The sequence below is a fragment of the Paenibacillus qinlingensis genome (assembly GCF_013204845.1).
Lineage (GTDB): Bacteria > Bacillota > Bacilli > Paenibacillales > NBRC-103111 > Paenibacillus_E > Paenibacillus_E qinlingensis.
Window position 1 is genome coordinate 53,064 of sequence record NZ_JABMKY010000010.1, and the last position, 16,726, is coordinate 69,789.

20 protein-coding genes are annotated in these 16,726 nt (G+C 44.7%); 19 read left to right on the forward strand and 1 reads right to left on the reverse strand.

Annotated features, from left to right (window positions below):
- Nucleotides 1-66 precede the first annotated feature (66 nt).
- The 18 genes from HQN88_RS18770 (at nucleotide 67) to HQN88_RS18855 (ending at nucleotide 15,500) form a co-directional block, all read left to right on the forward strand.
- Complete coding sequence (locus HQN88_RS18770; RefSeq protein WP_173115348.1) at nucleotides 67-516, forward strand: RrF2 family transcriptional regulator; 450 nt, start codon at nucleotides 67-69, stop codon at nucleotides 514-516.
- Between the two features lie 110 nt (nucleotides 517-626).
- Nucleotides 627-1,316 carry a RadC family protein gene (gene radC / locus HQN88_RS18775; RefSeq protein WP_173115351.1) on the forward strand — a complete coding sequence of 230 codons (690 nt, stop codon included), beginning with the start codon at nucleotides 627-629 and terminating at the stop codon, nucleotides 1,314-1,316.
- Between the two features lie 36 nt (nucleotides 1,317-1,352).
- A complete protein-coding gene (locus HQN88_RS18780) occupies nucleotides 1,353-2,387 on the forward strand; it encodes a rod shape-determining protein (RefSeq protein ID WP_173115354.1) in 1,035 nt (344 codons plus the stop codon).
- Nucleotides 2,388-2,408: 21 nt separating this feature from the next.
- Nucleotides 2,409-3,272 carry a rod shape-determining protein MreC gene (gene mreC, locus HQN88_RS18785; RefSeq protein WP_246320322.1) on the forward strand — a complete coding sequence of 288 codons (864 nt, stop codon included), beginning with the start codon at nucleotides 2,409-2,411 and terminating at the stop codon, nucleotides 3,270-3,272.
- A 13-nt stretch (nucleotides 3,273-3,285) separates the two neighbouring features.
- Nucleotides 3,286-3,813 carry a rod shape-determining protein MreD gene (gene mreD, locus HQN88_RS18790; RefSeq protein WP_173115357.1) on the forward strand — a complete coding sequence of 176 codons (528 nt, stop codon included), beginning with the start codon at nucleotides 3,286-3,288 and terminating at the stop codon, nucleotides 3,811-3,813.
- A gap of 72 nt (nucleotides 3,814-3,885) precedes the next feature.
- Nucleotides 3,886-4,545 (forward strand): septum site-determining protein MinC, encoded by a 660-nt coding sequence (gene minC / locus HQN88_RS18795; RefSeq protein WP_173115360.1) that lies wholly within the window; start codon nucleotides 3,886-3,888, stop codon nucleotides 4,543-4,545.
- A gap of 36 nt (nucleotides 4,546-4,581) precedes the next feature.
- Nucleotides 4,582-5,376 carry a septum site-determining protein MinD gene (gene minD / locus HQN88_RS18800; RefSeq protein WP_056610363.1) on the forward strand — a complete coding sequence of 265 codons (795 nt, stop codon included), beginning with the start codon at nucleotides 4,582-4,584 and terminating at the stop codon, nucleotides 5,374-5,376.
- Nucleotides 5,377-5,383: 7 nt separating this feature from the next.
- Entirely contained in the window at nucleotides 5,384-6,532 is a 1,149-nt protein-coding gene (locus tag HQN88_RS18805; RefSeq protein WP_173115363.1) for an FtsW/RodA/SpoVE family cell cycle protein, read from the forward strand.
- A 144-nt stretch (nucleotides 6,533-6,676) separates the two neighbouring features.
- A complete protein-coding gene (locus tag HQN88_RS18810) occupies nucleotides 6,677-7,552 on the forward strand; it encodes a M23 family metallopeptidase (RefSeq protein WP_173115366.1) in 876 nt (291 codons plus the stop codon).
- Nucleotides 7,545-8,420, forward strand: a complete 876-nt coding sequence (locus HQN88_RS18815; RefSeq protein ID WP_246320323.1) for a M50 family metallopeptidase — start codon at nucleotides 7,545-7,547, stop codon at nucleotides 8,418-8,420. Before HQN88_RS18810 ends, HQN88_RS18815 begins: the two co-directional genes overlap by 8 nt.
- 23 nt (nucleotides 8,421-8,443) lie before the next feature.
- Complete coding sequence (locus HQN88_RS18820; protein WP_173115369.1) at nucleotides 8,444-9,607, forward strand: Rne/Rng family ribonuclease; 1,164 nt, start codon at nucleotides 8,444-8,446, stop codon at nucleotides 9,605-9,607.
- Between the two features lie 157 nt (nucleotides 9,608-9,764).
- Nucleotides 9,765-10,076, forward strand: coding sequence for a 50S ribosomal protein L21 (gene rplU / locus HQN88_RS18825; RefSeq protein ID WP_028555793.1), 312 nt, complete (start codon nucleotides 9,765-9,767; stop codon nucleotides 10,074-10,076).
- Nucleotides 10,077-10,087: 11 nt separating this feature from the next.
- On the forward strand, nucleotides 10,088-10,441 hold the full coding sequence (locus tag HQN88_RS18830) for a ribosomal-processing cysteine protease Prp (protein ID WP_173115372.1): 354 nt from the start codon (nucleotides 10,088-10,090) through the stop codon (nucleotides 10,439-10,441).
- Between the two features lie 4 nt (nucleotides 10,442-10,445).
- Nucleotides 10,446-10,760 (forward strand): 50S ribosomal protein L27, encoded by a 315-nt coding sequence (rpmA, locus tag HQN88_RS18835; protein WP_036742986.1) that lies wholly within the window; start codon nucleotides 10,446-10,448, stop codon nucleotides 10,758-10,760.
- A gap of 138 nt (nucleotides 10,761-10,898) precedes the next feature.
- Entirely contained in the window at nucleotides 10,899-11,705 is an 807-nt protein-coding gene (locus HQN88_RS18840) for a Spo0B domain-containing protein (protein ID WP_173115375.1), read from the forward strand.
- 15 nt (nucleotides 11,706-11,720) lie between these two features.
- A complete protein-coding gene (gene obgE, locus HQN88_RS18845) occupies nucleotides 11,721-13,025 on the forward strand; it encodes a GTPase ObgE (RefSeq protein ID WP_173115378.1) in 1,305 nt (434 codons plus the stop codon).
- Between the two features lie 164 nt (nucleotides 13,026-13,189).
- Complete coding sequence (locus HQN88_RS18850) at nucleotides 13,190-14,266, forward strand: anthranilate phosphoribosyltransferase (protein WP_246320324.1); 1,077 nt, start codon at nucleotides 13,190-13,192, stop codon at nucleotides 14,264-14,266.
- Between the two features lie 250 nt (nucleotides 14,267-14,516).
- Nucleotides 14,517-15,500 carry a C40 family peptidase gene (locus HQN88_RS18855; protein WP_173115381.1) on the forward strand — a complete coding sequence of 328 codons (984 nt, stop codon included), beginning with the start codon at nucleotides 14,517-14,519 and terminating at the stop codon, nucleotides 15,498-15,500.
- A gap of 66 nt (nucleotides 15,501-15,566) precedes the next feature.
- Here the strand turns inward: HQN88_RS18855 and HQN88_RS18860 are convergent, their stop codons facing one another.
- Nucleotides 15,567-16,076 carry an NUDIX domain-containing protein gene (locus HQN88_RS18860; RefSeq protein WP_173115384.1) on the reverse strand — a complete coding sequence of 170 codons (510 nt, stop codon included), beginning with the start codon at nucleotides 16,074-16,076 and terminating at the stop codon, nucleotides 15,567-15,569.
- Between the two features lie 197 nt (nucleotides 16,077-16,273).
- On the opposite strand from HQN88_RS18860, the gene HQN88_RS18865 reads away from it, so the two are divergent.
- Nucleotides 16,274-16,726 carry an ACT domain-containing protein gene (locus HQN88_RS18865; protein ID WP_056610603.1) on the forward strand — a complete coding sequence of 151 codons (453 nt, stop codon included), beginning with the start codon at nucleotides 16,274-16,276 and terminating at the stop codon, nucleotides 16,724-16,726.

Sequence of the window (16,726 nt, forward strand, 5' to 3'; positions counted from 1 at the left end):
GCAATCTGTAACGGTTACAATGACAGTAAGCGACATGACTTCGCATTCTTCTGGGAGGTATCTGCCATGAACAGCGAATTTACAATTGCCGTCCACAGCCTTGTTCTGTTAGCACACTTGCCTGATCATATGGCAACTAGTGAAGAAATTGCAGCTAATGTATCCACGCATTCTGCCCGTATTCGTAAAGTTATGGGGTTTCTTCGAAAAGCAGGGTATGTGTCAACGAAGGAAGGCATCGGTGGCGGTTTTATACTGAGTTGCAAGCCTGAGGAAGTCACACTCGGGGAGATTTACCGATTGACATGTCAAGGTACTTTGAAGCCGAGCTGGTGCTCTGGTGATGAGTCCAAGCCTTGTATGATATCATCCAAAATGGATAGATTGATGGGTACAGTTTTCAATGATGCTGAGAAGCAAATGGAAAATTACTTTGAAGGTCATACAATAGGCAGTATGCTAGAACAAATAAGGGCATTTGAATGCCCGCAATCGAATACAGAATCTCTATCCTAGAAGCCCTCGGATCTCACAATCCGGGGGTTTTATGTTGTTTTTAGGGGTTGTCCCCGCATGCATGGGATAACAGTAAGTAACATAACCTACATTACGGAAGAGGGGAAAACATGGAAAGCTCAAGCTTGATGCTGCGAGAAGTTCCAATCGAAGAGAGACCGCGGGAGCGCATGCTGCAACTGGGGGCAGGAGCGTTAAGTCATGCCGAACTACTTGCGATTCTATTACGAACAGGTACGGTAGCGGAATCTGCCATTCATTTGGCGAGCCGGATTCTAAGTGAAAGCGGGGGTCTGCGCAGTCTTGTTGATATGAGCAAGGATCAATTAACGCAGATCAAGGGGATCGGCGATGCCAAGGCGCTTCAAATTCTGGCGGGTATTGAGCTTGGGCGCAGGCTGGCCAAAAGCTCATATGAGGAGCGGATAACGATCCGTTCGCCTAAGGATATCGCCAGTTTAATGAGCGAGGATCTTCGCTATTTACAGAAAGAGCACTTTGTTTGCTTGTTCCTAAACACCAAAAATCATGTCATTGCGCAAGAGACTTTATCTATGGGCAGCTTGAATGCATCGATTGTCCATCCAAGGGAAGTTTTTCGTGCAGCGATCAAACGAAGCAGTGCCTCGATCATATGTGTACATAACCATCCTAGTGGAGATCCCACCCCAAGTCCGGAAGATATTAGTCTCACAGGTCGATTAGTTGAAGCTGGAGCAATAATTGGTATTGAAGTGTTGGATCATGTTATCATTGGAGATCAGAGATTTATAAGTTTGAAGGAACAAGGCTTTATGTAATATAATAGAACACGCAACAGGAAAGGAGCCGTTTGTATGTTTGGTGGTTTTACGAAAGATCTGGGAATTGATTTAGGTACCGCGAATACATTGGTTTATGTAAAAGGCAGAGGAATTATCGTTAGGGAGCCTTCGGTGGTCGCCCTTCGTACAGATACAAAAACAATTGAAGCAGTCGGTGAATCAGCCAAGAAGATGATTGGTCGTACACCAGGGAATATCCGTGCAGTTCGACCGATGAAGGATGGCGTAATTGCTGATTTCGATACGACTGCAACGATGATTCGATACTTTATTCGACAGGCACAGAAGCAGCGTTGGTTATTTCCGCGTCATCCGAATGTGATGGTGTGTGTGCCATCCGGGATTACCGCTGTAGAAAAGCGCGCTGTTGAAGATGCTACGAAGCAAGCAGGAGCAAGAGAAGCCTACACGATCGAAGAGCCTTTCGCTGCTGCGATCGGAGCGGATCTTCCCGTATGGGAGCCGACGGGGAGTATGGTTGTTGATATTGGCGGAGGTACGACGGAAGTTGCTGTTATCTCACTAGGCGGTATTGTAACCAGTCGTTCGATTCGTATCGCTGGTGATGAAATGGATGAGGCCATTATTCAATATATTAAACGTACCTACAACCTCATGATTGGGGAACGTACCGCGGAAACACTGAAGATTGAAATTGGCTCAGCGCTCAACACAGAGAAGGCGGATTCGCTGGAAATTCGTGGTCGTGATCTTGTAAGCGGACTACCGAAAACGATCAGTGTAACGTCCGTTGAGATTACGGAATCGTTGTCTGACACGGTAAGTGCTATTGTGGAAGCCGTAAAGGTCACACTTGAGAAATGTCCACCAGAGTTATCTGCGGATATTATGGATCGGGGTATTGTCCTGACTGGCGGCGGCGGATTACTTCGTAATTTGGACCGACTTCTAGCAAGAGAAACGGGGATGCCCGTGATGGTTGCCGAAAATCCGCTCGATTGCGTTGCGATTGGAACGGGACGTGCATTAGAGAATATTCACTTATTCAAAAACAAATCAGGATCTGGTTCGAGGTATAAGGGTTAATTTTCGTTAGAAGGTGCTAATTTGTTTAAATTCATGGGAAATAAACGACTTATTTTTCTTATGTCAGGTTTAGTCTGCTTCTTTATTTTGATGGGACTAACACTAGGGAATCGTGGGCCGATGACATGGCCTGAGAAATTCGTTAAAGACTCCATAGCATGGACGCAAGGACTCTTGTACAAGCCCGCTGCGCAGGTAGCGGGCTTCTTCGAAGACATCAGACAGCTTCGTGTCATTTATGAAGAGAACAAGACGTTGAAGCTGACGCTCACGCAATATGCACGTGATACGCAACGGTTGAATGAACTTGAATCTCAGAACAAACGGCTTATGGAATCGCTTGGCTTTACAGAACGTCAGCGACAAGCCAACAATTATACGTATCGAATCGCTGAGGTCGTCACCATTGATCCAGATCCGTACAATAGCACCGTAACGATTAATTTGGGTGATAAAGATGGGATTAAGGAAAATATGGCGGTTATGTCTGTCGATGGCTTAGTAGGAAGAGTGAGCAAAGTTTTTGGGTTCCACTCCAACGTACAGCTACTGTCGGAGACGAATGATACAGACAACAACTCCAAAGCGATTGCGGTTACGGTTAAAGGGAACGATTCGCAGCCATTCGGGATGATTGAATCCTATGATCCCAAGGTTGGGGAGCTAGTGATGAACAAGGTTGAGCATGCGGACGATATGAAAGTCGGCGATACGATTATTACATCAGGCTTGGGACAAGTATTTCCCAAGGGGATAGAAGTTGGAACGATCTCTTCGATTGGACCGGGGGAATTCGGCATTACGTATAAGGTCATGGTGAAGCCCAAAGCATCCTTTAACCGAATTCGTGAAGTGTTCGTTGTTGAAGTTCCGGAAGTGAAATGAGGTGAGCCAATAAATGAATAGACATGTGTTATGGCTCATCCTGCTCAGCCTGTTTATCCTTCAAGGCAGTTTGGTCGTATGGTTGCTGCCGGCCTCATGGCAATCAATCGTCTATGTAACACCTCACTTACCTTTGGTATTCATTATTTTTATTGGACTTTTTCATCATCGTCATGCGGCTCTGCTTTACGGTCTTCTGTTCGGTTTATTACACGATTTTACTTACTATGGCGCGATGTTGGGTGTTTACTCTTTCAGCATGGGGCTCGTAGGTTATTTGGCAGGTCTTGCGCAGCGCAAGCAGCCCAATCTTATTTTTTACAACTTGCTTATTACAAGCTTAGGATTATTCATATTTGAGTTTCTTAACTATGGGATCAACCGCTTATTCAAACTGATTGCCATAGATTTGAATTGGGCTCTCACCCATTACATGCTCCCAAGTGTTCTATTCAATTTACTTGTGGCCTTGATTTGCTACGTTCCCATCCGCAAACTGCTTGAAGGCAAACGACTTGCAGCTTCAGCGAAGGAAGATTAATTTTCCAGGCGATAAGCAGGAGAATTTAGAACAAGGGCCGAAATGTATAGGTTGGGAGGTCGTCATGCCATTATGTCTGTAGCGAAGCACCATGTTATGATTAAAGGGGTCAAAGATGGCCTAGTATTTTTACTAAATGACGCATGCGATTGGCAAGAGCTGTTGCAAGAGTTGCAACATAAGCTTGAGAAAACGCATCAACAAATATTAACGGGTCCGATTATTCATGTGAATGTCAAACTGGGCAACCGTGAGGCTACCGATGAGCAGAAAGAAGAGATTCGTGCTGTGATTAAGCAGAAGGGAAACCTCTTGATTCAATCCATCGAAAGTGAACCACCTAAGGTGGAGATTCCACCAGAGCCCAAGGTTACCATGACAACGCTAAGAGGAATGATTCGTTCAGGACAAACCCTTCACAACGAAGGTGATTTACTGTATTTAGGTGATGTTAACCCAGGCGGAATCATTACCTCCACAGGGAACATTTACATAATGGGTTCACTTCGAGGCATGGCTCACGCAGGGTTAGATGGCGATGAAAAAGCAATCATTGCTGCGTCTCATATGCGGCCTACACAATTACGAATTGCCGGCGTCATCAGTCGTTCTCCAGATGAGTGGGGAATCGAAGAGGCTTTCATGGAATTTGCTTACGTCAAAGAAGGCAAAATGGAAATCGATAAGCTGCATCAGCTTCATCGGATTTGGCCGGATGCTCCAATTAAATAATTTTTTTACATATAAACTGTGTCTGGGGTGAGGAATATGGGAGAGGCTATCGTTGTCACCTCAGGTAAAGGTGGCGTTGGTAAAACGACGACTTCCGCTAATCTGGGGACTGCACTTGCACTTCTGGGGAAGAAAGTATGCATGGTTGATACGGATATTGGTTTACGTAATCTGGATGTCGTGATGGGATTGGAAAATCGGATTATTTATGATCTTGTGGACGTTGCGGAAGGTCGTTGCCGATTGCCGCAAGCGCTAATTAAGGATAAACGATTTGATGAGCTGTATTTATTACCAGCCGCTCAAACGAAGGATAAGCACGCCGTAACTCCGGAACAGGTGCGGACCATTATTTTGGAACTCAAAAATGATTTCGAATATGTCATTATCGACTGTCCAGCGGGGATTGAGCAGGGCTTCAAGAACGCGGTTGCAGGCGCAGACAAAGCAATTGTCGTGACAACGCCGGAGAATGCCGCTGTGCGTGATGCGGATCGGATTATTGGCCTTTTGGAAAATGAAAAAATATCTTCACCAAAGCTTGTGATTAACCGTATTCGCCCTCAGATGGTTAAAAAAGGTGAAATGCTGGATATCGATGAAATTTGCTCGGTACTTGCGATCGATTTGTTAGGAATTGTACCGGATGATGAGCACGTTATTAAGGCAGCTAATCTTGGTGAACCAACGGTTATGAACCCTTCATCACGCGCAGCTATTGCGTATCGGAATATTGCTAGGCGTATTGTTGGCGATACAGTACCGCTTATGCAGCTAGAAGACAAAACTGGTTGGGTAAAACGAATGAAAAAGTTTATTGGAATAGGATGATTGTTCTGTGTTTGCCAAACTGAAAAACATTGATATTCCAATTGTTGTCATTCTAATTGCCTTCATGGTGATAAGTACAATGATGGTCTACAGCGCATCTGTCGATCATCCGACCATTAACATCAGCATTACGAAAATTCTGATTTTATATGCGGTAGGACTCGTCGCATTTCTAGCCTGTAGTTTATTCGATTATCGTGTGCTTATACGAATTGCTCCGTATTTGTATGGGATTGGAATTGTGTCTTTGGTTGCCGTCTATTTTTTTGGTAAAAAGATTCATGGTGCCCGCGGCTGGTTTGAACTTCCCGGAGGATTGACATTTCAACCAGCAGAGCTCGTCAAATTAATCTTGATTATTTGCATAACAGCTCTCCTTGCTAGACGCGGTGGGGATTTACTTCAGGTGAAGAATGATATTATTCCTGTAGGGTTAGCTGTTTTTCTCCCCTTTGTACTTGTTCTCATACAGCCGGATCTAGGGAATGCGATTATTTTTGTCATTATTTTGATAGGAATGCTATGGATTGGAAATATCAAATACTCACAAGTGTTGATAAGTATTTTTCTCGTGGTTGGTGTAGGTTTCCTGACACTTACGTTATATAAACATTTTCATGCTAGTTTGTTTGATACGCTAAAAGGCTTTGGTTTTAGTCATTGGATGGATAGAATTGATACCTATCTCTACCCACAGGATGTTTCCGAGGATGATAGTTGGCAAGTGCGAAATGCCGTAAGAGCAATTGGATCAGGTGGGCTTGACGGAGAGGGGTTTTTACAGGGGACTTCGGTTCATAGTAATTTTATACCTTATGCGTATTCGGACTCGATCTTTGTTGTGGTCGGGGAAGAATTCGGATTCCGTGGCTCAGCGGTTCTGTTGCTCATTTATTTCATGCTTATTTACCGGATGATTCTTATTTCGATACAAAGTTCTAATATCGGCGGAGCGTATATTGTTGTTGGTGTCGTGTCGATGTTTGTATTTCAAATATTTGAAAATGTGGGTATGTTAATTGGTATCATGCCATTGACAGGTATTACGCTTCCTTTCGTCAGCTATGGAGGGACTTCGCTCATGATCAATATGCTTTCGATCGGTCTTGTCATGAGTGTTAAGTTGCATCAGGAGCGCGCGCCTGAATTGTTTTAATGCTAAGCTATGCTAAGTCCGTGACCTTATCGAGGCCGCGGGCTTTTTCTTTTGCAGCAAGCCGAACGAAGGCTGTACTTTTCACATAATCTTGTCCATCTGCTCATAGGCTGTACTAATGAAGTTCTATGAGGAGGGGATTCTATGGTTATAAAAGATAAAGTAAAGCAACGCCGACTAGAGCGACTTCGCCATTTGCGAGAATCGTCGTCACAAGTACCATTAGGGCATGGTGGATCACTCTCCTCTCCGTCGGTTGATTTCCTATTGCCAACACGACAAAAAGAGGAAATGCCGTTATATGCTGATCCTGACTGGAGAAGGCGAATGGAGGACCCTGAATTTGCTTGGAGACAGAAACTTATGATGGATACGGCGAATGATGACGTAGAAAGAGGATTTCTTACGCCGCCATCTGCGCGGAGAATCGCTTTAAAGTTGCTCATTAGTGGAGCCCTATTTGCTTCTGTTTACGGCATGTTTCATATAGACAAGCCATGGGCTAATCAAGGAAAACTTTATATAACGGCAGCACTAACGAAGTCCTATGACTTTACGGCTTTGTCTGCTTGGTATACCGATAAGTTCGGAGGGGCTCCTTCCTTTATTCCAAGTTTTAACCGTTCAGGCAATGAAGCAGTGATTGTAAGCACTTCGAAGCGCACGTTGTTCGCGCCGGCCAAAGGAACCTTGTTGATAAGGTACGATGGGACCACTCACAAGGGAGTCCAGTTAAATACGGCTGAGTTTGCTCCAGTGTATGCTATGGACACGGGACAGGTTATTTTCGCAGGTACAACGACGGATACGGGATTGACGATTATGATTCGACATCCTGGTGGATTGGAATCTTTATATGGTGGACTCAGTGAGGTTACTGTAGCTGTTGGCGATTGGATGAAGGTAGGGGAGCCTATAGGCAAAGCTTCTGCCAAAGATCCAACAAAGGGGAATTTGTATTTCTCAGTCATGAAAGAAGGCGTGACGATCAATCCGGCGGATGTGATCACCTTTGATTAAATGGGCAGGGACGAAATACCGATTTCATCCACTATTTACGTTAATTATGATTGGCTGTGCGATAACGGGATATTTCCTAGAGGCAATCACATTATTCGGCATTGTGCTCATCCATGAGCTAGGGCATTTAACCGCGGCGAAGGGGTTCGGTTGGAGAGTACAAGAAGTACAGCTACTTCCCTTCGGCGGTGTCTTAATTGTTGATGAGCTAGGGAGTACGTCTACGCGTGAGGAGTTGATCGTCGCCATAGCGGGACCGCTTCAACACGTGTGGATGATAGGGCTGGCACTGATATTGAAGTCACTGGATATTGGAAGTGGTAACTGGTGGGACTATTTCATAGAAGCGAATTTCATGATTGGATTATTCAATCTAATTCCGGTGATGCCGCTCGATGGCGGGAAAATTATGCAAGCTTTGTTAGGCTATATCATGTCGTTTCATAACACGATTGTCTATTCGGTTTGGATCAGTATGATCATCAGTTTCTCGATCATTGTTATGGCGATAATTCAGCTTGTACAAGGACAACTGCCGATTAATATCCTAGTTATAGGTCTATTTCTACTTGTCTCCAATTGGTACGCCTACCGGCAGATCCCCTATCACTTTCTACGTTTTCTCATGGGACGCGGATTGCGTGTAGGACAGTTGCTAAGCCGAGGTACAAGAGCGCAGCCCATTGTTATTACGAAGCAGCTTACTATGGCGGAGACGCTGAAGCTTTTTATGCGCGAACGATACCACTTAATTTATGTCGTGAATGAAGCAGGGCGCATTCAAGCTGTGCTGCCTGAACAGCAAATTGTCGGCGGTTATTTAGATGGGAAAAAACCGGGGAGTGCAGTTTCCGATCTTTTCATGTAAAATAACTGGTGAGGTGAACATGTATGAAGCAACTGATAATTCACTGCGCACCAGAGCTTACGCAAGCGGCATTGCTAGAGGATGGACGTCTTGTGGAGTATGATACGCAGTATCCGCTTGAATCTCAACGGGCAGGCAGCATCTACATGGGCCGCATCGTTAATGTACTTCCTGGTATGCAAGCGGCATTCGTCGATATTGGACTTGCGAAGAATGCCTTTCTTTATATAGACGATCTCCTGCCCGTTCATGTGGACAAGCAGCCTAAGATTAAGCCCTCCATTACGGATATTGCTGAAGTTGGGCAAATGCTAATGGTCCAAGTGAGCAAGGATCCACAGGGGACCAAAGGAGCAAGAGTGACTACGCACGTTTCCATTCCGGGCCGTTGGATTGTTTATATGCCAGATGCGGACTATATTGCCATATCACGTAAAATTGATCTTGAAGCAGAGCGACAGCGACTGAAGCAGCTTGCAGAGGGTAATCTTATGCCTGGTGAAGGCGTTATTATACGAACAGGTGCAATAGGTCAAAGCGAAGAAGCCATTCGAGACGATCTGCAGAATTTACGCGATGTGTGGAGTACCATTCTAGCGAAAAGAGAAGAAACGCATGTTCCCGCACAGCTTTATCAAGACCTAGATTTACTACCCAAACTAGCGCGAGATGTGATATCGGATGAAGTTCAAGAAGTGTGGATGAGTAATAACAAAGTTTTTGAAGAGATGAGAACCTTATTACGCAAGCAGCAACCGGGCTGGCGTGGCCGCGTCGCTTTCTACGATCGTAGAACACCTATGTTCGATCATTTCGGCGTGACAGAAGAGCTGAACCAAAGCTTTCGGCGCAAAATTTGGCTCCCTAGCGGCGGGTATTTAATCATCGATCAAACCGAGGCACTGACGGTAATCGATGTCAACACAGGACGATATACGGGTTCTATTGATTTAGAGCAAACCGTTACAGATATTAATCGTGAAGCAGCTGTAGAGATCCCGAGGCTTTTGCGACTTCGTAATCTTAGAGGCATTATTATTGTTGATTTTATTGATATGCATGCAGAAGACAATCGTGCGAAGGTCATGGCGAATATGGCGGAGGCTGTACGCAAGGATCGTTCTAAGACGACAATTGTAGGTTGGACCAAGTTAGGATTGTTGGAAATGACTCGAAAACGCAAATAAAAGGTTTGCATATGAAAATATAACTGTGATATAATACTCGGAGTGTGTTGTTTAGGCATGCTGTAACCGCACGAAACAGGTCGAAGTACGCGAATGGATTTGATTCCTTTCCGTCACCTGCACAAGGCGAGTCTGAGACATGAGGAGGTAAGTGAAAATGTACGCAATTATTGAAACAGGTGGTAAACAGTACAAAGTTCAAGAGGGCGATGTTCTTTACATCGAAAAATTGAACGCTGCTGAGGGTGAGGTTGTTTCTTTTGATCGTGTGTTCTTGGTTTCCAAAGAGGATGGCCTAGTAGTAGGTGCTCCATTGGTTGCAGGTGCTTCAGTTTCCGCGAAAGTGGAGAAACACGGCAAAGGCGCAAAAGTCATCGTTTATAAGTACAAACCGAAAAAGAACTATCACAAAAAGCAAGGTCATCGTCAACCGTACACAAGAGTAGTAGTTGAGAAAATTCAAGCGTAAGAGACAAGCCTATGATCTACGTGACCATAGAACGTCTTGAACCGGAATCACCTCAAATCCTTTCTTTTGTCGTTGAAGGCCATGCCGAATATGACGTACCTGGCAAAGACTTGGTCTGCGCTGCTGTATCGGCGGTTTCCGTTGGTACTATTAATTCGATCGTATCTCTAACCGGTGTGATTCCCATTCACGAAATGGAACGAGGACTTGTGGATGTAACCATTCCAGAAAGTGCGCGTGACATACCTGAAACGTGGAGTCAAGTGCAGTTAATTATAGAATCGATGGTCGTTATGTTACAAACGATTGAACAAACTTACGGTGACTATATAACGATTGAAACAATCTATCACAAAGGAGGATAACACCATGTTTTTGAAATTGGATCTCCAATTATTCGCTTCCAAAAAAGGGGTAGGTTCCACAAAGAACGGTCGTGACTCACACTCGAAGCGCCTTGGCGCTAAACGTGCTGACGGTCAAACTGTTACTGCTGGAAGCATTCTTTACCGCCAACGCGGTACGAAAATTCACCCAGGAACGAACGTAGGCATCGGTTCGGATGATACACTTTTCGCTTTGGTACAAGGCGTAGTGAAATTCGAGCGTTTGGGCCGCGATCGCAAAAAAGTGAGCGTATACCCAGTTGATGTAGCTCCGGTAGCTGCAGCTCTAGAAGCGTAATTAGAATCCCTGGTGAGCGAGAGTTCATCCAGGGATTTTTTCTCAATATGTAAGGAAAAACCTCTAACCGTGATCACTCATTTCGGATGGTCGAGGTTAGGGGTTTTCTCGTTTGTTTGGTGAAGTTTTCCAGGCAGCATGATATACTGGAAGAACGGTTACAAAGCAGGAGAACGGGGCGAGCGGATAATGAAGCAATTGGGCAGCGCGCAGGTCTATATATTAGCACTTGTGCTCATAGGATTGACTGGCTTGTTGGTTACAGAACCGTGGATTATTCGAGTGGCATTTCTACTAATTATTCTCGTAAGCGGGTATACGGCTTGGAGACTAGAAGTAAGTAGAATGGAAGAAAAATGGCGTTCTACGCTGAAACAGCAAGAGCAAGAGGATCATCTAAAGCTGATTGCCGTTGTAAATCGTTTGCGGCATGATTGGATGAATGATACCCAAATTTTATTTGGTTACATTCAAATGAAGAAATTTGATAATTTGCGGCCATATATGGAAAAAATAAAAATGACTATGCAGCAGGAAAGCAATCTCTCCAAGCTGGGAATCCCATCTTTTATTGCTTACTTGCTTCAATTCCGTGTTCAGTCCAAGGCGTTGGAGTTGAATGTGGAAGTCGAGCAAGAAATTAATCTTGGACAACTTCCGATTGGGCACGGACTGATTGAGCGGTTAGTTCGGCAAATGGTGGCATGCATCCAGGAACATACGGCATTCGAAGATGGGGAAAGTGGCACACTCAGCTTGGAGTTTGATGTTCAAGAAGATGGCTTACTGCTTGATTTTGTATATCAAGGTCCCTATAAACGGGAACAACTTGAGCAATCGATTTTAACGCATTTTTCATCGAAAGGTTCACAGTATTTGCTTGAGAATGATGATTGGCATGAAGAAGAAGCAAGTGTCACGCTACGATTGCCGTTTCATATATAAAGTTGAGGTGTAGAAATGTTTGTTGATAAGGCGAAGATTTTTGTAAAAGGCGGCGACGGTGGTGACGGTTTAGTTGCTTTTCGTCGTGAGAAGTACGTACCCGATGGCGGCCCTGCCGGTGGTGACGGAGGTAATGGTGGAGATGTTGTTTTTCGCGTAGATGAAGGTTTGCGGACGCTGATGGATTTCCGTTATCAGAAGCACTTTAAAGCAGAACGCGGCGAGAAAGGCCGCAACAAAACGATGCACGGAGCTAATTCGGAACATATGATCGTTCGTATCCCTCCGGGGACGACAATCATTGATGATGATACGCAAGAAGTGATTGCTGATTTGACACGCCATGGGCAAGAGGTTGTCGTTGCCAAAGGTGGTCGAGGCGGAAGAGGAAATGCACGCTTTGCAACGGCGCGCCTAACAGCTCCTGAGATTGCCGAGAATGGTGAAGAAGGCGTAGAACGTTGGGTTACCTTAGAAATGAAAGTGATGGCTGACGTAGGACTTGTCGGTTTCCCGAGTGTGGGTAAGTCAACCCTATTGTCTGTCGTTTCTGCCGCGAAACCTAAGATTGCAGCGTATCACTTCACAACGTTAACCCCAAATTTAGGTGTAGTTGATGTTGGGGATAGCAGAAGCTTCGTGATGGCAGATTTGCCAGGTTTGATCGAAGGTGCTCATGAAGGTGTGGGTCTGGGGCATGAGTTTCTACGCCACGTAGAGCGGACGCGGGTTATTGTACATGTCGTGGACATGTCGGCTGCGGACGGACGTGATCCTTATGAGGATTTCGTCAAAATCAATGAAGAAATTAAGCTCTATAATGCGAAGTTAGAGCAACGTCCTCAAATCGTAGTAGCCAACAAAATGGACATGCCAGAGTCAGAAGATAACCTGACCTTGTTCAAAGAGCAGTTAGCTGCTGATGGTAAGGATTATGCGGTTTATCCGATTTCTGCATTAACACGCGGTGGCGTGCAAGATCTGCTGTATAAAATTTCTGACATCGTGGAAAGCATCCCGAATGCTCCTGAAGTTGAGGGAGTGGCTGAGACGCAAGAGCGTAAAGTATATCGCTTCGAGAAACGCGAAGAGAATGACTTCACGATTCGTCGTGATAATGATGTCTTCGTTATTGAGAGTCCGTCTATTGAGAAATTGATTAAGCGGACGAATTTTACGACCCAAGATGGTATCGCGCGTTTTGCTCGTATTTTGCGTAACATGGGGATTGATGATGAGTTGCGTAGACGTGGCGCAGTCCATGGACAGACGATTCAAATTGGTGACTTTGATTTCGAGTTCGACGAGAATAATTTATAATACAAGAGCACTTATCCTGATGGGATAGGTGTTTTTTTCATTTCAGGCTCAGTTAATGTCATGATACTTGACATGATGTATTAAAAGCATTACCATTTTAGATATAAGACATAATATATGTAAGTAAATATAACATTGTTAATTAAACTTGAGAAAGGAGGAACATGATGAAGAGATGGATTCAAGCGATGGGGTCGGATCAGACGCGAATGCGGAATTTAACTTACGATGAAGCTGTAGAAGCTGCAGGCGAGATGGCGCAAGGAGATTCAACAGATGCGCAATGCGCAGCATTTTTAATGGCGTTATGTATGAAAGGGGAAGTGGATGACGAGTTGATGGCTTTTATCGATGTCTATCGCGGCTATTCTCTGAATTATCATACTCAGCCTAACTCGCTTCATTCAATCGGGCCTACGGAAGGGAGAAAGCGATTCCCTGTTACATTGCCGGTCAGCCTGCTGCTTGCGTCAGTGGGGTTCACTCAGGTGATGCAAGGTGGTGATGCGCTTCCTTCCCGCCAAGGGACAGCACTGAAAGAGATTGTAGAAAGCTTAGGGGTTTCTTTACATCTTTCTGTGAAGGCTTGGCAATCCATGTTATTTCATTTGCATATTGGATTTCTACCTACAGAGCAGCTGTGTCCGCCAATTGGACGGTTGAAGCAGGTCAGAGAACAATTAGGTATTCGAACAGTCATCGATACGATAGAGAAAGTATTAAATCCTGTGCTTTCGACGAACTTAATTATCGGTGTGCAACAGCGCAAAGCCATGGAATCCCTGATTCCGATTACGATGCGTTCGGGGTTTCAACAAGCTTATATTATCAGCGGTATTGATGGCTCTGAGGATTTACCTCTCTATGAGAACAGCACGATCCGGATCGTGACACCATGGGGAGATGAGTCCCGTTGTGTTGAGCCACAGAAATTTGGCTTCACGAGTACGCCTTTACCAAGTCTCTCAAAAGAAGATCAGATTGCGATGCTGAAACGAATTATTTCCGGTGAGGATGGGACCGAAGTTAAACGAGAGCGTGATCATGTTATTTTCAATACAGGGCTACGACTGAAATGGTTTGATAAAGTAGATAGCTACGAAGAGGGATTTCAGCTTGCCGAGGCTTTACTACAGCGGAAAGAAGCCCATAAAATCATGCAGCGCTGGATTGATCAGAGTCAGTATTTGAAACTCCAAGATCTTGCTGACAGCGATGATTCTTCTACAAAAATTGGTTGAAAGCCTCCCAAAAAAGCTGAGAGTAGACAGCAAATGGGAGGTTTTTTGAAATATAGAATATATAGTTTCACACAATAATTATTCTATATTTTTAGATAAACACACCAGCGTAAGTATGACGGAGTAGCCGTTTATTTTATGGGGGTAGGGAAATTGGTAGATGTTACAGCTAAAACTTAATCAATGGATATGTTACCATTTACTAGTGTTAATAGGATTTGTAAGTACAAAACGCTAGGAGGCCTACTTCATGAAGAAACAACTACTTGCTTTTGCCCTTATCCCATCATTACTATTTGGTGCTGTCACAGTCCCATTCCCTAAAGCAGCTTCTGCTGCAACTACTGGTGAAGTTGTTAGCAGTGTGAGCTTCCGCCAAAGTCCAGACGAGAATTCACCACGTATTCGCTATTTAAAAGCAGGTGAACCGGTCTCCATTATTGAGAAAGTGAATGACTATTGGTATAGAGTTCAAGTGACGAACGGCCAAATTGGTTATGTCTCAACGAGTTCGAAGTACATAAAAACAAACAGTCAATCTACGTCGCCAGCAACCGGCACAGGACGTATCGTCGCCAGCGTGAGCTTTCGCACTGCCGCGAATGAGAATGCAACGCGAATCCGTTATCTGAAGGCAGGAGAAACCGTTCAAATCCTGCAGAAAGTAAATGCTTACTGGTATAAAGTCAGAGCATCTGATGGTCGTGAAGGATACATAAGCACAAGTCCTACCTACATATCAACATCAGGTGGAAGCACATCACCTGACACGAACACAGGTGGTGGGACAACGAGTGAAAAGATTCAAAAGGTGATAGCAGCGGGCAAGAAATACTTAGGAACGCCATATGAATATGGGTCCAGCCGTGATAACACCTCAACGTTTGATTGTTCTGATTTTGTACGTCAGGCTTTCTTGGACGGAATTGGATTGAAGTTACCATCTGACTCGAGAGGTCAAGGAGCGTATGTGAAGTCGCTCGGACATCATGTAACGGACTGGCATAATCTCAAAGTTGGCGATCTCATGTTCTTTATGTCTTATAAAGGAACAGCACAATCTAACTATGCAGGAATTAATAAGTCTACCCAAACGATTACTCATGTTGCTATTTATTTAGGTAATGGTCAAATACTTTCGACGTATTCCAAAGAAAGTGGCGGCGTGCGAATTGATTCCATCGCGAATCGCCATTGGGAATATCGCTTTCTATTTGGAGGCAGCGCGCTTTAAGAGTGCTACAAAAAGAGCAGATAACGAGAAATCGTTGTCTGCTCTTTTTCCAAGTCAAAGACTGGTTTAAACTTGCATTGGGTCCAATAAGGGGTTCCAATGAATTGTAGGCGTATCTGTCCCTGATTGAATCCCTGCTGAGCCGATCCACGGATGGGAGGTCCGGCCTACGCTGAAATAATGTTCGAGTAAGCAGCGGAAAATATAGGGCATCGGGCGATCTAGGACAGCTGCTTTGTGAATCCAATGCAGATCACCTTCCGATGTAACGATTCGTGGATTCACATCTGTTTTGCCGACATAGAAAAACTGTTGGCGTATTTCTTGGCCATTAAGTCGAAGTAAGACGTATTGGAGATGCAAATCTTGAATCTCGTCTTGCTCAATGCCGGTTTCTTCCCAAACTTCACGAAAGCAAGCCGTTCTTGGTTGACTAATTTCATGCGGTTCGAGATGACCGCCTATTGCCGCCCATAAACCGGGAGAAAGAGTGCGATTTAACGCGCGTTTCATCATGAGGAGCTCGTCATGTTTGTTCCATAAAAGTGCAGTAGACATCATTCGTAATGTAATCATGGAGCGATCGCCTCCCTTCGTTAGTTCTGTTTCAGCGTATCATAGAAAGGGAAGGGGCTGCAAAGGCTAATGCTTGGATGCATTTTGCCTATTGCTTCACGAGGCATGTTTCGATATAATGTCCTCTATAGGGAAACATTAGTCTTTTTGGAGAGGACGGTAGTTAGGTGCCGGAGAGCAAAGAGTTTCTTCCAACCATGAAGCACATCGGACCTGAGAGGTACTACTTAGTCCGTGAGGACATTCTTCCAGAAGGTGTTCTGAAGACAGCGCAGGCTAAGGAGTTGCTTGCACGGGGTGAAGTGAAGACGATTCACGACGCTGTAGAACAAGTTGGGCTGAGCAGAAGCGCCTTCTATAAGTATAAAGATGGTATTCATCCACTTAGCAAGCTAGAGCGCGAACGTATTATTACAATTTCAATGGATTTGGAGCATAGGTCCGGGATATTGTCCCGCGTACTTGCACTCATCGCCAATTTGGATGGCAATGTATTGACCATTCACCAAACGATTCCATTACAAGGTATGGCGAATGTCGTTATATCTTTAGAAATTTCATCCATGGGCGAGGAAATCCGGGAAATTGTGGACCGCCTAGGAGCACAAGACGGAGTCAAGCGTGCCATGGTCATCGGTCAAGGCAGTTAA

Coding starts and splice junctions, on each gene's coding strand:
- HQN88_RS18820 (WP_173115369.1), top strand. CDS start 8,444: ATGAAGCAACTGATAATTCACTGCGCACCAGAGCTTACGCAAGCGGCA.
- minD (WP_056610363.1), top strand. CDS start 4,582: ATGGGAGAGGCTATCGTTGTCACCTCAGGTAAAGGTGGCGTTGGTAAA.
- HQN88_RS18860 (WP_173115384.1), bottom strand. CDS start 16,076: ATGATTACATTACGAATGATGTCTACTGCACTTTTATGGAACAAACAT.
- rpmA (WP_036742986.1), top strand. CDS start 10,446: ATGTTTTTGAAATTGGATCTCCAATTATTCGCTTCCAAAAAAGGGGTA.
- mreD (WP_173115357.1), top strand. CDS start 3,286: ATGAATAGACATGTGTTATGGCTCATCCTGCTCAGCCTGTTTATCCTT.
- HQN88_RS18850 (WP_246320324.1), top strand. CDS start 13,190: ATGATGAAGAGATGGATTCAAGCGATGGGGTCGGATCAGACGCGAATG.
- radC (WP_173115351.1), top strand. CDS start 627: ATGGAAAGCTCAAGCTTGATGCTGCGAGAAGTTCCAATCGAAGAGAGA.
- HQN88_RS18780 (WP_173115354.1), top strand. CDS start 1,353: ATGTTTGGTGGTTTTACGAAAGATCTGGGAATTGATTTAGGTACCGCG.
- HQN88_RS18810 (WP_173115366.1), top strand. CDS start 6,677: ATGGTTATAAAAGATAAAGTAAAGCAACGCCGACTAGAGCGACTTCGC.
- HQN88_RS18770 (WP_173115348.1), top strand. CDS start 67: ATGAACAGCGAATTTACAATTGCCGTCCACAGCCTTGTTCTGTTAGCA.
- HQN88_RS18840 (WP_173115375.1), top strand. CDS start 10,899: ATGATATACTGGAAGAACGGTTACAAAGCAGGAGAACGGGGCGAGCGG.
- HQN88_RS18865 (WP_056610603.1), top strand. CDS start 16,274: ATGAAGCACATCGGACCTGAGAGGTACTACTTAGTCCGTGAGGACATT.
- HQN88_RS18830 (WP_173115372.1), top strand. CDS start 10,088: ATGATCTACGTGACCATAGAACGTCTTGAACCGGAATCACCTCAAATC.
- obgE (WP_173115378.1), top strand. CDS start 11,721: ATGTTTGTTGATAAGGCGAAGATTTTTGTAAAAGGCGGCGACGGTGGT.
- rplU (WP_028555793.1), top strand. CDS start 9,765: ATGTACGCAATTATTGAAACAGGTGGTAAACAGTACAAAGTTCAAGAG.
- HQN88_RS18855 (WP_173115381.1), top strand. CDS start 14,517: ATGAAGAAACAACTACTTGCTTTTGCCCTTATCCCATCATTACTATTT.
- minC (WP_173115360.1), top strand. CDS start 3,886: ATGTCTGTAGCGAAGCACCATGTTATGATTAAAGGGGTCAAAGATGGC.